Raw genomic sequence first — 15,138 nt, forward strand, 5'->3', positions numbered from 1 at the left:
ATCGCTACAACACTACCATACATAATGATTTCTAAGGATTACATAATTGAAAGGAACAACGAGCCTCTACAAAAAAGTAGTCTTTCTCCCGCTCGAGAAAGACTACTTTTGCTTATTTAACGTTCACACGCGATACCGTCTTTATCCCGGTCGCTCTTCGTGTTTACGTTATACGTCGCAAAGCTCACGTACGCCTTGTACTTTGTTGCTTTGTAGATCGGTTTTCCATTCTTGTCATACCCTGTCCGATTTTTTAGCCCCGCTTTTTTCGCAACGCCGCCTTTGTACGTCTTCTGCATTTCCGTACAGTTTTTGAAGGCTTTTGCTTTCGTTGCCGCTTCACTAGCTGCTGGAACATGGATCAAGGCGAGACTGACGACACCTGCGAGTACAAGCCGACTCCATTTTTTCATAGGGATTCCTCCTTTTTTCAAAAAACAACGATTCGTCTTTTGATTATAAGAGGTTATTTTTAAAAAAATGGCTATTTTTTGTAATTTATATCGATGATTGTGTTTTTTGAAATTCAGCGAATATAATGCGAACTAACGAGTTCACCTTTTAAAATCGACGTCGGAATCTTAAATTCGACGATGCCCATATATCCTGGAGCGATACTGTACTCGTCAAACGATAGGACTAATTTGTGATCTGCCGTAATATAGAAGTTTTGTTTTGCGGAAATCTGCTTGAACTGCTCGTCCTCCGGTACATCCGGTGTTCCTTCGACGAAGTAGACTTTCCCTTCATCCGTCTTCATTTGCCGACGCATCTCTTCTTTTAGGTAATCACTGATCGTCGTGATATATCCGTCATCCTTGAACAAAGATGGTAATGTCAGGATGAGCTGTTGTTTCTTATCGATCGTATCGTACTGGACGCTTTCTGATGCACTCGCCCGTGTTTCAGTGACGGTTCGACCGATCGACAACAAGTCTTCCGTATCCGTCTTGACGTCATAGCGGCTATCGACGGCAAATGCCCCTTCCTGTCCGTGCGTCTCCTGCTCAAACTTTTCGTAGAGCGCTTGTCCTTCCGCAATATACTTTTCGTTCAATTGTTGCTCGAGTGCCTTGTCCGGTAACGTCACTTGAGGTGCTTTGATATCAGCCGACTGGTGTGTCTTCGTCTCTTTCCAGTCAATCGTCACGATCTCGGTCAGTTGACCAAAGACCGGCACCTTCGCCATCGCGTCCGCAAATGATGTATTACTATTTAATCCACCAACGAATAACGTGATCGCGGCGGCTGTAATCAATACGGATCGTTTCGTCCGCGAAGGACGCGTCCGGCGCTCGACTTGGGCAATCATTTCATCGAGTTCTTTTGGAACCGGTGGTTGTTGGTATGCCTGCTTCAGATCATCAAGTTTGTTCGACATCTAAATCATCTCCATTCAATTTCATTTTCAGTAAGGTCAATCCTTTATACAGCCGGGACTTGGTCGTGCTTAAATTCAGCTCCAAAATCGTTGCGACGTCTTTTAAGATCAAGTCCTCGAAATAGTGTAAGATGACGACTTCCCGGTACATAACTGGGAGCTCCTCAAGCGCCTGTCGCAAATCGGAATCGGGATACGTATCTTCTTTTGTTGCGACGAGTTCGATCAGTCGATCCGTATCGTAACTGATACTATGCTGACGCTTCCGGATCGCATCAATCGCTGTTCGTGTCAAAATCTGATAGAACCAGGCTTTCATCCGTTCCTCATCTTCGAGTCGATCGAGCGATTGCAACGCTTTTTGGATGCTGTCCTGAATCACATCCAGACTATCCTGTTCATTTTTCATATAACTGTAGGTCAACCAGTAGAGATTCGGTTTGTATTGCTTTAAAAAACGGACGAATGCTTTTTCCCGTTTTCTCATTTGACGAGAGGTCATAGGCCGCGGCTCCTTTTTTCGATATCGTTCTGTGTATACATCATTAAGACGGGCGAGTCGAGAAAAAAGTTGACGACACAACAAAAAAAGGTGACACCAAGTCACCTTTTCATGGAGCAGACTTCATTAAGACCAGGATAATCAATAAAAACGGAACGATGAAAAGTAATGGAACGCCGACGATCGTGACACATCCCACATCGATTTTCCGTTGTTTTCGGCGTTCACGTTTCCCCGTCCGTTCTTCACGTTCATTTACGGGACTTAACATACAACTCACCTTTTCTACTTAATAATGCAAATGTCGTGATGTATCACTCCACATTTTCACCTGAAGTAAAATGAGCGCGATACCGTACAAGACACTCATGTATAACGAAAATTCACCAAACAGGACATTCGTCCAAGCATTTAATCCAAACAATGGAATGACAAAAATAAAATACAGTAAAAACTCAAGACTCGCCAATAGATCAAACCAAAGTGTCTCTGAAAACATTCCTTCGAGCAACCAGACACCATAAATATACAGTGTCGAAATCAGACCGAACCAAAGATACCTCGCGATTAATCGATACATCTTCTCTTCCTTTATGTAAAACAGCGAGCCGACTAAATAGCCGAACCAGATGACTGAAGCAATGCTTTGCCATCCATTTATCGTTCCGTCGGGATGAAGTATAGCGGACCAGCCATTGATGCCAATCATACTCATTAAAATTAACAGAAAGAGCAGTCGATATGGTATGTTCCTTTGACGCATGATATGTTTCCTCCCCAAAGCATGAGTACCTATCTTTTCTTTTACTTAATATTCCATATGATAGGTTTTGTTCCTCTTCCATTTCAATAAATTATTCGTCTTTGTCGTTTAAACCACAACAAGGCAATGGACGTGTCCATTGCCTTGCCTTAGTCATTCCTTCACTTTGAGATTCACATCATCAATCATCACATCATGGGCAGCGAACGGCGAACCTTCTGCGCGTCCCATCAGGAACTTCAACGCCCCCGTATCCGCTTGTCCCATCGTAAAGGTATAGCTGTACGTCTTCGGTGTCGTCGTGATTGGCTCGACTTGACTGAAGTAACGCGTGTACGAAACATTTTCGACTGTCACTTCGATCGGACGCAGCACGGTCGACGATGCCGTGAAACTCAATTCATATGTTTTGTCTTTCGCGAGCGACAAGTTCCCTTGCTCGAGCAAGACACTCCATGGTTCTTGTCCTTCCGCTCCAATCTTTATGCGTGCTGCTTCATTGACAGCTTCGATAGCGGCTTGCGCATCATAGTGGACGTATGACGACCACGACGTCAATCCGTTTGTAAACGAACCGTTCTTCAGTGGTGACGGATCGACCGGCACTGGTGTCACATCGATCAATTCCACATCATCGAGCGAGATTTTTCCCGCTTGTCCACTGAAGTCAAAGACAAGCTGATTGTCATCCGCCGTTTGTGAAGCCGTAAACGGAATGTCGACGGTCGTTGCTTGTTTCGTCAACGGTACAGTCGTCTGCTTCAATTGCTCTTGTGCCCCAGTGATCTTCACCTGAAGTGATTTCGCTTTTTTCGCACCTGCTGTGAATCGAAGCTGATACGCATGCCCGGCTTCTAGTTGAAGTCCCTTTTGCGTTAAACGTGCCGTCGTTTTTTGTCCATGTCCTTCATAACGGAAATCACGTGACTCAGGATCAACAGCCCCTGTCGTCCGCTTGTTACCGTTGAAGTGCCAATACGTCAAACGGTCCATCGCTCCTTGATCGAACGTCCCGTTGTAGACGAGATTCCCGTCCGGTAGTGCCGGTTTTGTTGCATCTTCATCGATGACGCCGCGCGGAATCTGTTCGACACGGACGTTCCCGATCTGAACACCCGCTTTTTCAAGTCCGAGGTTGAACTCAAGACGTGCTGCGAGATCCGTCTCTGCCGCCATATCGAATGTGAACGTATGCCGTTTGACGCTCGGTGTCAGAGCAATCGACTGTTCATTCGAATATTTCGTGTACCCACGCTCTGCTCCACCGCCGACTTTGACCATCATCTTCCGGTCTGCTGTGCTGCTCGCGTCAAAGCTGACTTGGTAACGTCCACCTTGCGCGAGGGATACGTTTTGAATCAACTGATGGGAGTACGTCTGTGAACCCGGCTGATCAATCGTGACGTCCGCCATCCGTTGCCCCTCTTTTTCAATGATCGCAAGACTTCCTTTGCCACCGAAGTCCGGGGGCGTGACGTAGTTCCAGTACAGCGGATTAAACGACTGATTCCCGGTGATCATCGTGACCGGTTGTTCAAATGCTGTGTCGTAGACGAGGTTACCATCGATCGGTTGCTTGGCTCCGTCCGGTAACGTCACGTTTTCGTAGCTCGGTTCGACCGGTTCACGGTACGCTCGATTTTTCAAATCATAGACCCGGACGTAGTCGACTTCCATCTCGGCTGGGAACTTCGTCGTCGCATCGACTTCTCCATCGAACCAACCACCGACCGCGAGATTCATGACGAGATAGAAGTTTTGGTCGAACGGTGCCGGATAACTATAATTCGTCGCTGCGTTCAAGCCTTTACTGTACCAATCGTTTTGTGTTTGATAGAGATTGCCGTCAACGTACCAGCGGAGTTCGCCCGGCTCCCATTCGACTGCGTACGTATGCCATTGGTCGATCCGCTGTCCGTCTGGGAAGTGATAGTCTTTCCCCGTGTATTTATTGTTCGGCCAGTTTTCTCCGTAGTGAATCGTTCCGGCGACCTTGTCCGGCTGACTGCCCCAAGCTTCCATGACGTCAATCTCACCGGACGCTGCCCAGGCCCCGTATTTATCTTGCTCCGGTAACATCCAGAACGCAGGCCAAAGCCCTTTTCCGGTCGGGAGCTTCGCTTTGATCTCATAACGACCGTACGTCTTACTGAATAATCCTTTCGTCTTTAGCTTCGCTGACGTGTAATCGTATGTACCGAGATCATCCGTCGTCTTTTCCTGCTTCGCCTTGATGACGAGTTTCCCGTTGCGAATAAACGAGTTATCTTGCTTCGTCGTGTAGTATTGTTTTTCATTGTTGCCCCAACCCGGTGAGACCGGTTGTCCGTTCGCATCCTTGATCCAGTTCCCCGTATCATACGTCCATTTCGTCCGGTCGAGTTGTTTTGTCTGAAACTCATCCGACCAGACGAGCTTCCACTTCGTCTCTTTTTTGTCTGTCTTCGCGTCGACCGCTTGACCGCTCAGCAATAAACCGGTCCCGACTGCCAGTGCTACCCATGTCTTCATGTCTGTTTCCTCCTCTTAGTCAAAAAGAGGCAAGGACGAATGTTCGACCTTGCCTCCTTTGTCACGCTTCTTGTGGAATCATTGCCTTATGTTGCTCGATGACGCCCGCGTACCAGTGGGCGCTGTCTTTCCAAATCCGTTCCTGTGTCTCGAAATCGACGTAGAGAATTCCGAAACGCTTATCATAGCCGAAGCTCCACTCGAAGTTGTCGAGCAGTGACCAAAGATAATAGCCTTGGATGTTCATCCCTTCTTCGTTTAAATCAGACACCGCTTGGAGGTGTTGTGCGACGTAATCAATCCGGTTCTGGTCAGCGACGCGACCATCGACCAATTCATCGTCGAATGCCGCACCGTTTTCCGTGATGTAGATTGGTAAATCCGTATACTCGGCACGCAAACGACGAATCAAGTCCTTGAATTCGCTCGGGGCGATATCCCAGCCCATACCTGTCTTGTCGTAATCCGAGTACGCATCCTTCTGCAGGAAGTCGTTCGCGGCACTGAACTCGACGAGGTTACGGCTATAGAAGTTGATCCCGAAGAAATCACACGGGACGGAGATCGTCTCCATGTCGCCTTCCTCGATGAACGCGTACGAATGGACGTATTTCGAGAACAGGTTCATCATGTCGACTGGATACTGACCTTTGAAGACTGGATCGAGGAACCATCGATTCGCATATCCGTCTGCATTGTTCATCGCCAGCTGATCGTTGACGGAATCCGTCTTCGCATACTTCGGTGCCAAGTTCAACGTGATACCGATCGGTGTGACCGATTTGAACTCACCCTTCAACAGCTCGACTGCCTTTCCGTGTGATAACAACAAGTGGTGCACGGCACGAACGGCTTCGTTCATATCCGTATGACCTGGTGCATGTTGTCCGAGATGGTAGCTGAGGAAGCCAGCACACCATGGTTCGTTATGTGTGATCCATGAATCGACGATCCCGTCGAGTTCGGTGAAACACGCGCGGGCGAAGTCAAGGAACCAGTCGACCGATGCCCGGTTGACCCAGCCGCCTTCTTCATGTGCCCAAAGTGGTAAGTCCCAGTGGTACAGCGTCACGGCTGGCTTGATGCCTTCTGCCCGCAGACGTGTCGCGAGTTTCTTATAGAAGGCCATGCCTTCCGGATTGTAGACCCCTTTTTGCGGGAAGATGCGTGGCCAGGCAATCGAGAAGCGGTACGTGTCGACGCCGAGACGTTTAATGTGCTGAATGTCTTCTTCATAACGGTGATAATGGTCACACGCGACATCACCGTTATTTTTTTCGAAGACTTTTCCGTCCTCATCACAAAAGGCATCCCAGATCGAAGGCGTACGTCCGCCTTCGTTGTGGGCTCCTTCGATTTGATACGACGATGTTGCCGTCCCGAATACGAAGTTCGGTGCAAATTTCATATGTGTAATCTCCTTTAAGCTACTTATTCTTTAACGGCACCTGCCGAGATACTGCTGACGATATATTTCGAGAGGAACAAGAAGGCGATCATGATCGGTACGACGGAAATCGCAATTCCGAGATAGAGCGAGCCTAAGTTCTCTGCGACTTGTGACCCTTTCAAGAAGCCCATCAAGACCGGTAACGTATACTTCTCTGGGGAGAAGAGTAAGACGAGCGGCATGATGTAGTTGTTCCATGAACCGATGAACGTAAAGATCGACATCGTCGCGATCGCCGGCATCATCATCGGTAAAGCGATCGTATGGAAAATCCTGAACTCACTTGCTCCGTCCATCCGTGCTGCCTCGATCAAACTCGGGTGCAGGACGGTCTGGACATATTGTCGGACGAAGAAGACCGTGAACGGACTCGCGATTGCCGGAACAATCAATGGGATATAGCTATCGAGCAAGCCGAGATTCTTACTTAGTTCATAGAACCCGATCAAACCGAGTTGACCCGGCACCATCATCATGACAAGCATGAAGACGAACATCGCGTTCTTCCCTTTGAACTGATAGAAGGCAAATCCGAATGCTGTCAACGCCGAGAAATACCCCGACAAAACGGTGACGAGGACGGCAATGATTAAGCTGTTCTTGAAACCGGACCAAATGTTGACGTACGAACTGAGGGCGGCGTAGTTCTCAGCAAGCGAGTTCCCCGGGATCAACGAGAACCCGGACAAGACTTCTTCGTTCGAGCGCGTCGCGTTGATGATCATCATCAAAAACGGGATGATACAGGCGATCGTCAAGACGACGAGACCAATATAGATGACACTTTTGCCGAACCAGGCTTTCTTTTGTTTCGGTGGTGGCGTCAACTTGAGCGGGCGTTTGGAACGCTCCGGTTGTTCCTCCGTTTGTGGCACGATCCGACGTGCTTCTGCATTTCGTTCCATCGGTCAGGCTCCTTTCGGTGAACGTTCTTTTCGGAACATCCCTTTGAAGACGATGATTGAAAAGACGAGCGTGATGGCAAACAGTCCGTATGCGACAGCAGCGGCGTAGCCATAGTTGTTGTATTTGAAAGCTTGATTATAGAGATAGAGCACCATCGTGTTCAAGGCACCATCTGGCGCACCGACACCATCCGTGATCAACATCGGCAGGTCGAACAATTGCAGACCACCGATCAAGGACGTGATCATGATGTAGAGCAAAATCGGTTTTAAGAGTGGCAACGTGATGCGTGAGAAAATCTGCCAACGTGTTGCCCCGTCAATCAAGGCTGCTTCGAAGTAGTCCTTCGAGATCCCGGATACGCCCGCCATGACGACGATGAACGAGTGACCGAGCCACATCCATGTCAGGATAAGCGAGACGGAAATTTGTGCGGTCACCGGTTGCGTCAACCAGTTGATCGGCTCCGAGATGATTCCGATTTTCATCAACATCATGTTCAGTGAACCATGCTGCCAGTCGAGCAAGATGCCGAACAATAAGGCGACCGAGCTGATCGTGATCAAGTTCGGTAAGTAGAACGTCGCCCGGAAGAAGGCAAGCCCTTTTAATTTCAACTGGAGATCCGAGAACAACAAAGCGAGCAATAAAGCGCCACCGATCTGAAGGATGAAGTTCAGACCCCAAATCTTCAGAGTGTTAAAGAACGCTTCGATGAAGTACGTATCCCCGAGTAACCGCGTATAGTTCGCGAGTCCGACGAGTTGTTCGCCTTCAGCGCCCGTGTAGTTCGTGAAACTGTAATAGAAAGTCAAAGCAACCGGATAGATGCTGAAGATCAAGAAGACGATCCAAAACGGTGCGATGAACAGATACCCATGGCGATCGAGTTTTTTCACAGGTCAAACCCCTTTCTTAAACAAGAAGAGGTGAGGCGAGGATCGCCCCACCTACTCTCCTTATTCCGGTACTTTTACGTCCGGATACGCGTTTTTGACTTTTTTGTAGAACTCAGCAAGTGCTTCGTCTTTTGATTTTTTACCTTGGACGTATTCCATGACCGATGCACCATACAATGTATCGAGCTGCTGGTCATACTTCGTGACGATTCCTGGTGTGATCTTGTCTGCTTGATCAAGGAAGAACTCATAGTTGTTCTGTCCGCCGAGAAACTCATCTTTGAAGTCGGTCTTGATTTTTTCAGTAACTGGTTTGTACGCTAACACGTCACCTGTTTCTTTTGCCCAATCTGTTAAGAACGCTTCGTCTTGCGTCATCATCTTGACGAAATCATACGCAAGCTTTTGTTTCTTCGAATCTTTGTAGACACCTAACCACGTACCACCCCAGAAGTATGGGCTCGGTCCGCTTGTGACCGCCCAGTCACCCGCTGATTTTTTCGCGTTTTCTTTGAGGACACTGTGAAGACCCCATGTCGGGAGAACGTAAGAGAAGACTTCTGTTTCAGTCTCTTTACCGTTTTCTTTGACTTTGACCGGTTTATCCATGCCTGCGAACCATGATGGTGACCATTCTGGTGCAAGTGCTGTGTATTGTTTCGTCCGAAGTTCTTTTGCATAATCCATGTAATCCTTCTTGTCTTGTGTCAAGACGAGCTCTTGCTTATCGTTGACCCAAGGTTGTGGGTCGTTCCCTTGTGCGAACCAACGGATTGATCCTTCATCCGGGAACATCTTGTAGCCTTTGCTCTTCATTTTTTCAGCGACTTCGAAGACGCCGTCCATCGAGTCCATCATGCCGCCGATTTCTTTTGGATCGTCTGTACCGAGAACTTTTTTCGCGATGCTTCGTTTGTAGTAGACGCCACCTGGTGTCGTTTGCCATGACAGCGCACGCACGTTGCCGTCCTTATCTTTCCCCATGTCATAGACGTACGGAATATAGTCATCTTTGACTTCGCCTGCGTTGAATGGTTTTTCAGAGAGGTTCGCCCAGTAGCCGGCATCAACCCACTGTTTCAAGAACGCGATCTCACCTGTGAAGATATCCGGTGCGCCGACGCCACTTTCAAGAGCTGGTTTCAACTTCGTCGGGTAGTCGGCGATTGGCACGATCGTCAATTCGACTTTGACTCCGTTTTTCTCTTCGAACTTTTTGATAGGCTCTTTTAACTCATCCGTGAACGACCAGATTTTCAAGACTTCTTTCCCGCCGCTCGTCTTTTCTTCGCTGCTACCTGAACATCCAGCAAGAACGCTTGCTGTTAACGCACCGACTGTTAACACGCTAACTAATTGTTTCTTCATCTCATCTCATCCTTTTGTTAAGTATTCCGCTTGTACGTAAGCGGTTTCAATTAATTATTCAAAAATACCGAAAGCGCTTTCGAAAAGGCTTTAAAGAAAATTCCCGAAAGCCCTTTCGGAAAAAGTGATAAAAAATGATTTCGAAATCGCTCTCGCTTTTCCTCACTGACAACGAGCGAGAGCGATTCCGAAACAACCATTGTGTTATTCAGGTACTGGACCTGTCGATTGACGAACCATCAAGTTAACCGGAATGACATCGCGTGTCGTAACCCGTTTTTTGTTGACGATCTGTTCAATCAAGACTGATGCTGCATGTTGACCAATCGTTTCCGTATCTTGTCGGACCGTCGTCAACTTCGGTGTAATGTATTTCGCGACATAGATATCATCGTACCCAACGACTGAGATGTCTTCTGGAATCCGTAACCCGGCTTCATGAATCGCTTCAATCGCACCGATTGCCATTTCATCCCCGGCAACGAAGACCGCTGTCGGTCGTTCAGGTAATGCTAGCAATTCGTTCATTGCCCGCTTGCCTTCTTCCCCGGAAAAGAATCCACCGTTGACGAGATATCCGTCCGGAATCGGCAAATCAAGTTGTTTCATCGCTTGCTGATAGCCTTCAATCCGCGCTCTTCCCGCATCTGTCGACGTATCCCCCGCAATGTGGGCGATCAACCGATGACCGAGTTCGTGCAAATGATTGATGGCGAGTGTGCCACCAGTGATGTTATCCGAGTAGACGACACTACAATCGGCACTGTCCATGTCGACGACGACGATCGGAATCGTACTTTGAATCAACTCCTGGACGTGCTGGTCCATCTGATCGGAGCAGATGACGACGATGCCGTCGACTGCCCGGTGTCGGAAATGCTCGAGGTAACTCATATCACGATTGCGTAAGTTTCGCGATGCGAAGATGAGGTCATACCCTTGTTGTTCTGTTGCTTTTCGGAAACTCTCAATGATCGCGTTGAAGAACGGATGCATCATTCCGACGCCATGTGCTTCCGAGAACATCACACCGATCGTCCACGAACGTTTCGTCGAGAGCGACTGGGCGTGCGCGTTCGGTAAGTATCCCATCTCGGCTGCTGCTTGGACGATTTTTGCTTTCGTCTTTTCGCTAACATCCGAATAATTATTTAAGGCTTTTGAGACCGTTGTAATTGAAAAACCGGTCATCTTCGCTAAATCATAAATTGTTCCCATGCTACTCACTCCATTTCACCGAAAGCGCTTTCGATAAATTTAGTATACGAAGTCTCTCTGGAAGTTGCAACCTATTTTTTTATGAAAAATCAGATAAATTGAAAACGTTATCATTTATACTGGATTCAATACAAAAAGAAATCGATTTTTCTTTTAATACGAACAAATGTTTGGTATACTTAAAAAAACACACTTCGCCTTTTTTAGAGAGGAGCTTTCCCATGCCCATTAATCCGTATCTCGTCTTCAACGGCAACACGCGTGAGGCAATCACGTTCTATGCACAGGTTTTCGGTCAAGAACTACCGGACATCATGGAGTTCGGACCAGGTCCCGGTCCTGACGGTCAGCCCTACCCAGAAGAGATGCAGTCACTTGTTCTACATGCTGAACTGATCGTTCATGGTACCCGCTTAATGTTCTCAGACGCAATGCCACATGATCCGGTCACTATTGGTCAGAATGTTACCTTGGCGCTCCACTTATCTGACGTCGATGTGTTACAGAAGACATTTGATCAACTCGCAAAAGACGGTAACGTCATCATGCCGATCCAAAAGACATTCTGGAGTGAAGCCTACGGAATCGTCGAAGATACGTTTGGTATCCAGTGGCAGGTCAATCATGTAGAGAGTGAAGTGTCGGTGTGACCTTTAAACTCCTCGAGTTCTCGAGGAGTTTATTTTTAATATATCTTAGCCATAGTACACTTTGAAAAAAGGGTTGGAAGGAGCGAATCACATGATATCGATGACGTCGCGACAACAACTCGTTCAAACGATTAACGTACGCGTGCATGATCATTTCATTATCTTATTCGGCTCCGGAGCTACGGGAAACATGACAGATGATAGTGATTTGGATATCGCTTATTTAAGTGACCACACCCTCTCTGCCTACGATCGATTTTTATAAAAGCGGGCGCAAAACCCCTATGCCTTTAGGCTAAGGGATGTATGCCTAACTTCCTTGTGTTTGGATGTATTTTTGAATCATTTGTTTGCTGACATTTCCGATGCTACAGGAGACATCACTCCATTACTTTTCTAAACCTTTGCGAATCAGTTCATACACCGCACCGGCAAAAGAAGAAATATAATTCTCTTTTTGATATTTCTCTATTTTTTCCACTAAATCTTTTGGAAATTTAATCAATTTTGATACGCGCTCCATTTGACATCACCTCTTATTAAGTATATACTCAATATATACTAAAAGGGGGTGAAAATCAAGATGAAAGAACACAAGGCTTACAAATTCAGAATCTACCCCACGAAAGAGCAGAAAATCTTGATTGCGAAGACGATCGGTTGTTCACGATTCGTCTTCAACCACTTCTTAGCGAGGTGGGATGAGACCTACAAAGCGACTGGAAAAGGACTCTCTTACGGTTCTTGTTCCAAAGAAATTCCTATCCTGAAGCAGGAGTTTGACTGGCTGAAAGAAGTCGATAGTACTTCCGTGCAAGCTAGCGTCAAACATCTTACCGATGCCTATGACCGTTTCTTCAAGAAACAGAATGAACGTCCTCGTTTTAAATCAAAGCGAAACCCCGTGCAATCGTACAAGACGAACATCCAAGGCAAGTCTCAACTGCCTGAAGTCTCCATCATCGGGAACAAGCTCAAACTTCCGAAGCTGAAATGGGTTCGTTTCGCCTATTCGAAACAGATCGCAGGACGTATTTTGAACGCTACGATTCGACGTAACGCTTCAGGGAAATATTTCGTCTCCCTGCTCGTCGAGCAGGAGATCCACGAATTGCCGAAGACCGGCTCATCTGTTGGCGTCGACGTCGGACTCAAGAACTTTGCCATCCTGTCGGACGGCACGGTATACAAGAACGACCGTTACTTCCGTTCGCTTGAGAAGAAACTGGCGCGCGAGCAGAGAAAGCTCTCTCGACGTCAGCGCATCGCCTTGGCTAGGAAAGTCAAGTTGTCCGAGGCGAGGAACTACCAGAAGCAGAAGCGGAAGGTCGCCCGCATCCACGAAAAGATTTCAAACAAACGTACCGACTTCCTGCACAAGGTATCGACCGAGATCGTCAAAAACCACGACGTCATCGGGATCGAGACCTTGCAGGTAAAGAACATGCAGAAGAACCGCAAGTTGAGCAAGTCCATCTCCGAGGTTAGCTGGTCGGAGTTCTTCCGCATGCTCGAGTATAAGGCCGACTGGTACGGCAAGACCGTCGTGAAGGTCGGAAAGACCTTTGCCTCGAGCCAGCTCTGTTCGAGTTGCGGCCATCAACACAAAGACGTGAAACATCTTGCCCTACGTGAATGGACATGTCCGAGTTGCGGAGTCCATCATGATCGCGATATGAACGCAGGACTGAACCTCAAGCAAGAAGCAGAACGTATCTTAGCTTCTTCAACCGTCGGGACGACGGGGTTAGCCTGATCATTTTTCGACCGTTAGGTCGGATAACTCAGGAATCCACTACGGCTTTAGCCTAATGGTAGTTCAATGGCGGGTCAATTAGCACGACTCGCTGGTCGTGAAGTTGATCTCGTCGATATAAAACAGATTGCCCCGATTTTGACGATGCAGATCCTCACAGAAGGTTTAGTCATCGACTGCCAAAATCCGAACGAGCTGATACGACAACAAATGCGTGCTTATAGCATGTATGCTGCCTTTTCTGAGGAGAGGGCTCCAATCGTACAGTCAATCAAAGATCAGAGGAGTGCTTTTTAATATGAACGATGTGTTGTTAAATAAGATAGCGACCATTGAACGTTGTTTATTAAGAATACAGGATGTCTATCAGAACAAACCTAGTCATTTAAAGGATGACACCAAACAAGATAGTATCATTTTGAACATCCAGCGCGCATGTGAGGCAAGTATCGCCATCGCCATGCATCTAGTTCGAACACGGAAGCTTGGTCTACCTAAATCGAGTCGTGATGGATTTCAGTTGCTCGAGGAAGGTCAGCTCATCGATGCTTCACTGGCTACTAGTCTCATGAATATGGTCGGATTTCGTAACATTGCAGTACATGACTATCAATCACTAAATCTGGACATTCTTCAAGCGATATTAGATTGTCATCTTAATGATTTTTTGACATTCACTCGAACTGTCATTGAACTAGAGGATTGATTCGCTACGAAGCTTTTTTATAAGTAAAGGCGATTCCGTAAATTGGAATCGCCTTTTGTTTAGCTATCACTTAAAGAGTGAAATGCATAATTGGCTGCATTAACGGCTCCAACTAGTATTGTCTTATGTATATTGAAAATTCTCCATTTCCTCACACCTCTTCATTGTAATGTAGCTAAACAAAATAGAAATAATCTTTCAAACGTTTCTACAGGTTCAAAGCAATTTACAGGAACAGTTGATGATATAAAATATGTCATAGGCGTTGAAAAAGGACATATAGATTAACTTAATTCATGAATGGAAGAAGGAGTGTGCTTTATGGATATCCAAACCTTTATCTTTTTAGAAAATGAACAGGAACATGTGAACATCACAGAACAAGATCGCATTCAAGTATACATTCAGCAAAAAGAGGATTGGTTAGAAGACGGCTCTTTAAATCTAGACGGTACGATTTCGTTTACCCAGAATTAAATCATGCAAGGAGCCAATCACTCAGACGAACCTGCACCATTGTGGCAGTACTATGCAGATGCTTTGAAAAACTGTCTAGAGGATGACTCCGCTACATTTTATTATCTGAATACACCTATCGAAGTGTGCTTAAAAAAGGTAGGTAAATATCGATTATCATTAATTATTGATCAAGAAGAAGCTATCTATAATACATTAGATTTCATTCAAGCTTTTAAACAATCAGCTCTATCTTTTCTTCAGCTAATTGAATTTACTTCTAAAATGAATTACTAGGAATAAATTAAAAATTCAAAAATTTTACATTTAAATGCATTAAATTCATTTAATTTATTGTATTTATCCTTTTCTTCCAAACCTGATATTTGCAGATTTCATAGTTTTTATATTCATTACAAACCCTTATAATCCAACAATTTTTTAGACATTAATGATAGGTTGGTTTTAGAAAGACAGGAAACCTGATAAGTTAACCTGATAAAAATTAATGAAATTTTATCAGCCCCCATTAAAAAAAATGATTTAATATATATTTTCAAAATGGTTGAAGC

The 15,138-nt window shown here is 46.2% G+C and carries 19 protein-coding genes; 7 read left to right on the plus strand and 12 right to left on the minus strand.

The features are described from left to right. Nucleotides 1-116 precede the first annotated feature (116 nt). The 11 genes from KNQ12_RS11530 to KNQ12_RS11580 form a co-directional block, all read right to left on the minus strand. Nucleotides 117-413, minus strand: a complete 297-nt coding sequence (locus tag KNQ12_RS11530; protein ID WP_214748450.1) for an excalibur calcium-binding domain-containing protein — start codon at nucleotides 411-413, stop codon at nucleotides 117-119. A 113-nt stretch (nucleotides 414-526) separates the two neighbouring features. Next, nucleotides 527-1,381: an anti-sigma-V factor RsiV gene (rsiV, locus tag KNQ12_RS11535; RefSeq protein WP_214748447.1), complete on the minus strand. Its 855-nt coding sequence runs from the start codon at nucleotides 1,379-1,381 to the stop codon at nucleotides 527-529. Continuing rightward, a complete protein-coding gene (locus tag KNQ12_RS11540) occupies nucleotides 1,365-1,868 on the minus strand; it encodes an RNA polymerase sigma factor SigV (protein WP_041255271.1) in 504 nt (167 codons plus the stop codon). Before KNQ12_RS11540 ends, rsiV begins: the two co-directional genes overlap by 17 nt. 124 nt (nucleotides 1,869-1,992) lie before the next feature. Beyond that, entirely contained in the window at nucleotides 1,993-2,154 is a 162-nt protein-coding gene (locus KNQ12_RS11545; protein ID WP_214748444.1) for a hypothetical protein, read from the minus strand. Between the two features lie 18 nt (nucleotides 2,155-2,172). Then, on the minus strand, nucleotides 2,173-2,646 hold the full coding sequence (locus KNQ12_RS11550) for a hypothetical protein (RefSeq protein ID WP_023466917.1): 474 nt from the start codon (nucleotides 2,644-2,646) through the stop codon (nucleotides 2,173-2,175). 153 nt (nucleotides 2,647-2,799) lie between these two features. Continuing rightward, complete coding sequence (locus tag KNQ12_RS11555; protein ID WP_214748441.1) at nucleotides 2,800-5,157, minus strand: carbohydrate binding domain-containing protein; 2,358 nt, start codon at nucleotides 5,155-5,157, stop codon at nucleotides 2,800-2,802. Between the two features lie 61 nt (nucleotides 5,158-5,218). Beyond that, nucleotides 5,219-6,565 (minus strand): GH1 family beta-glucosidase, encoded by a 1,347-nt coding sequence (locus KNQ12_RS11560; protein ID WP_214748438.1) that lies wholly within the window; start codon nucleotides 6,563-6,565, stop codon nucleotides 5,219-5,221. A 23-nt stretch (nucleotides 6,566-6,588) separates the two neighbouring features. Then, nucleotides 6,589-7,512, minus strand: a complete 924-nt coding sequence (locus KNQ12_RS11565; protein WP_214748436.1) for a carbohydrate ABC transporter permease — start codon at nucleotides 7,510-7,512, stop codon at nucleotides 6,589-6,591. 3 nt (nucleotides 7,513-7,515) lie between these two features. After that, nucleotides 7,516-8,412, minus strand: a complete 897-nt coding sequence (locus tag KNQ12_RS11570) for a carbohydrate ABC transporter permease (protein ID WP_023466912.1) — start codon at nucleotides 8,410-8,412, stop codon at nucleotides 7,516-7,518. A gap of 60 nt (nucleotides 8,413-8,472) precedes the next feature. Next, a complete protein-coding gene (locus KNQ12_RS11575) occupies nucleotides 8,473-9,780 on the minus strand; it encodes an ABC transporter substrate-binding protein (RefSeq protein ID WP_023466910.1) in 1,308 nt (435 codons plus the stop codon). Nucleotides 9,781-9,984: 204 nt separating this feature from the next. Beyond that, nucleotides 9,985-10,998: a LacI family DNA-binding transcriptional regulator gene (locus KNQ12_RS11580; protein ID WP_053452495.1), complete on the minus strand. Its 1,014-nt coding sequence runs from the start codon at nucleotides 10,996-10,998 to the stop codon at nucleotides 9,985-9,987. Between the two features lie 221 nt (nucleotides 10,999-11,219). Between KNQ12_RS11580 and KNQ12_RS11585 the strand changes: the two genes are divergently transcribed. After that, entirely contained in the window at nucleotides 11,220-11,648 is a 429-nt protein-coding gene (locus tag KNQ12_RS11585) for a VOC family protein (RefSeq protein WP_053452494.1), read from the plus strand. A 91-nt stretch (nucleotides 11,649-11,739) separates the two neighbouring features. Beyond that, entirely contained in the window at nucleotides 11,740-11,913 is a 174-nt protein-coding gene (locus KNQ12_RS11590; RefSeq protein ID WP_082318502.1) for a nucleotidyltransferase domain-containing protein, read from the plus strand. A gap of 123 nt (nucleotides 11,914-12,036) precedes the next feature. On the opposite strand, the gene KNQ12_RS11595 is transcribed toward KNQ12_RS11590, so the two are convergent. Continuing rightward, nucleotides 12,037-12,171 (minus strand): ribbon-helix-helix domain-containing protein, encoded by a 135-nt coding sequence (locus KNQ12_RS11595; RefSeq protein ID WP_214748433.1) that lies wholly within the window; start codon nucleotides 12,169-12,171, stop codon nucleotides 12,037-12,039. Between the two features lie 60 nt (nucleotides 12,172-12,231). Here KNQ12_RS11595 and tnpB point away from each other — a divergent pair, with 60 nt between their 5' ends. The 5 genes from tnpB (at nucleotide 12,232) to KNQ12_RS11620 (ending at nucleotide 14,863) form a co-directional block, all read left to right on the plus strand. Next, nucleotides 12,232-13,404, plus strand: coding sequence for an IS200/IS605 family element RNA-guided endonuclease TnpB (gene tnpB, locus KNQ12_RS11600; protein WP_053452493.1), 1,173 nt, complete (start codon nucleotides 12,232-12,234; stop codon nucleotides 13,402-13,404). Between the two features lie 66 nt (nucleotides 13,405-13,470). Continuing rightward, nucleotides 13,471-13,701: a nucleotidyltransferase domain-containing protein gene (locus tag KNQ12_RS11605; protein ID WP_053452492.1), complete on the plus strand. Its 231-nt coding sequence runs from the start codon at nucleotides 13,471-13,473 to the stop codon at nucleotides 13,699-13,701. Nucleotide 13,702: 1 nt separating this feature from the next. After that, entirely contained in the window at nucleotides 13,703-14,110 is a 408-nt protein-coding gene (gene hepT / locus KNQ12_RS11610; RefSeq protein ID WP_053452491.1) for a type VII toxin-antitoxin system HepT family RNase toxin, read from the plus strand. Between the two features lie 321 nt (nucleotides 14,111-14,431). Next, complete coding sequence (locus KNQ12_RS11615) at nucleotides 14,432-14,587, plus strand: hypothetical protein (protein WP_156357226.1); 156 nt, start codon at nucleotides 14,432-14,434, stop codon at nucleotides 14,585-14,587. 3 nt (nucleotides 14,588-14,590) lie between these two features. Then, on the plus strand, nucleotides 14,591-14,863 hold the full coding sequence (locus KNQ12_RS11620; RefSeq protein ID WP_053452490.1) for a hypothetical protein: 273 nt from the start codon (nucleotides 14,591-14,593) through the stop codon (nucleotides 14,861-14,863). Nucleotides 14,864-15,138: the final 275 nt, after the last annotated feature.

Origin of the sequence: Exiguobacterium sp. s11, from assembly GCF_018619015.1 — a bacterium.
GTDB classification, from domain to species: Bacteria; Bacillota; Bacilli; order Exiguobacteriales; family Exiguobacteriaceae; genus Exiguobacterium_A; species Exiguobacterium_A indicum.

Coding starts and splice junctions, on each gene's coding strand:
- KNQ12_RS11545 (WP_214748444.1), bottom strand. CDS start 2,154: ATGTTAAGTCCCGTAAATGAACGTGAAGAACGGACGGGGAAACGTGAA.
- KNQ12_RS11620 (WP_053452490.1), top strand. CDS start 14,591: ATGCAAGGAGCCAATCACTCAGACGAACCTGCACCATTGTGGCAGTAC.
- KNQ12_RS11595 (WP_214748433.1), bottom strand. CDS start 12,171: ATGGAGCGCGTATCAAAATTGATTAAATTTCCAAAAGATTTAGTGGAA.
- KNQ12_RS11555 (WP_214748441.1), bottom strand. CDS start 5,157: ATGAAGACATGGGTAGCACTGGCAGTCGGGACCGGTTTATTGCTGAGC.
- KNQ12_RS11540 (WP_041255271.1), bottom strand. CDS start 1,868: ATGAGAAAACGGGAAAAAGCATTCGTCCGTTTTTTAAAGCAATACAAA.
- KNQ12_RS11565 (WP_214748436.1), bottom strand. CDS start 7,512: ATGGAACGAAATGCAGAAGCACGTCGGATCGTGCCACAAACGGAGGAA.
- KNQ12_RS11615 (WP_156357226.1), top strand. CDS start 14,432: ATGGATATCCAAACCTTTATCTTTTTAGAAAATGAACAGGAACATGTG.
- KNQ12_RS11590 (WP_082318502.1), top strand. CDS start 11,740: ATGATATCGATGACGTCGCGACAACAACTCGTTCAAACGATTAACGTA.
- rsiV (WP_214748447.1), bottom strand. CDS start 1,381: ATGTCGAACAAACTTGATGATCTGAAGCAGGCATACCAACAACCACCG.
- tnpB (WP_053452493.1), top strand. CDS start 12,232: ATGAAAGAACACAAGGCTTACAAATTCAGAATCTACCCCACGAAAGAG.
- KNQ12_RS11550 (WP_023466917.1), bottom strand. CDS start 2,646: ATGCGTCAAAGGAACATACCATATCGACTGCTCTTTCTGTTAATTTTA.
- KNQ12_RS11530 (WP_214748450.1), bottom strand. CDS start 413: ATGAAAAAATGGAGTCGGCTTGTACTCGCAGGTGTCGTCAGTCTCGCC.
- KNQ12_RS11560 (WP_214748438.1), bottom strand. CDS start 6,565: ATGAAATTTGCACCGAACTTCGTATTCGGGACGGCAACATCGTCGTAT.
- KNQ12_RS11585 (WP_053452494.1), top strand. CDS start 11,220: ATGCCCATTAATCCGTATCTCGTCTTCAACGGCAACACGCGTGAGGCA.
- KNQ12_RS11580 (WP_053452495.1), bottom strand. CDS start 10,998: ATGGGAACAATTTATGATTTAGCGAAGATGACCGGTTTTTCAATTACA.
- hepT (WP_053452491.1), top strand. CDS start 13,703: ATGAACGATGTGTTGTTAAATAAGATAGCGACCATTGAACGTTGTTTA.
- KNQ12_RS11605 (WP_053452492.1), top strand. CDS start 13,471: ATGGCGGGTCAATTAGCACGACTCGCTGGTCGTGAAGTTGATCTCGTC.
- KNQ12_RS11575 (WP_023466910.1), bottom strand. CDS start 9,780: ATGAAGAAACAATTAGTTAGCGTGTTAACAGTCGGTGCGTTAACAGCA.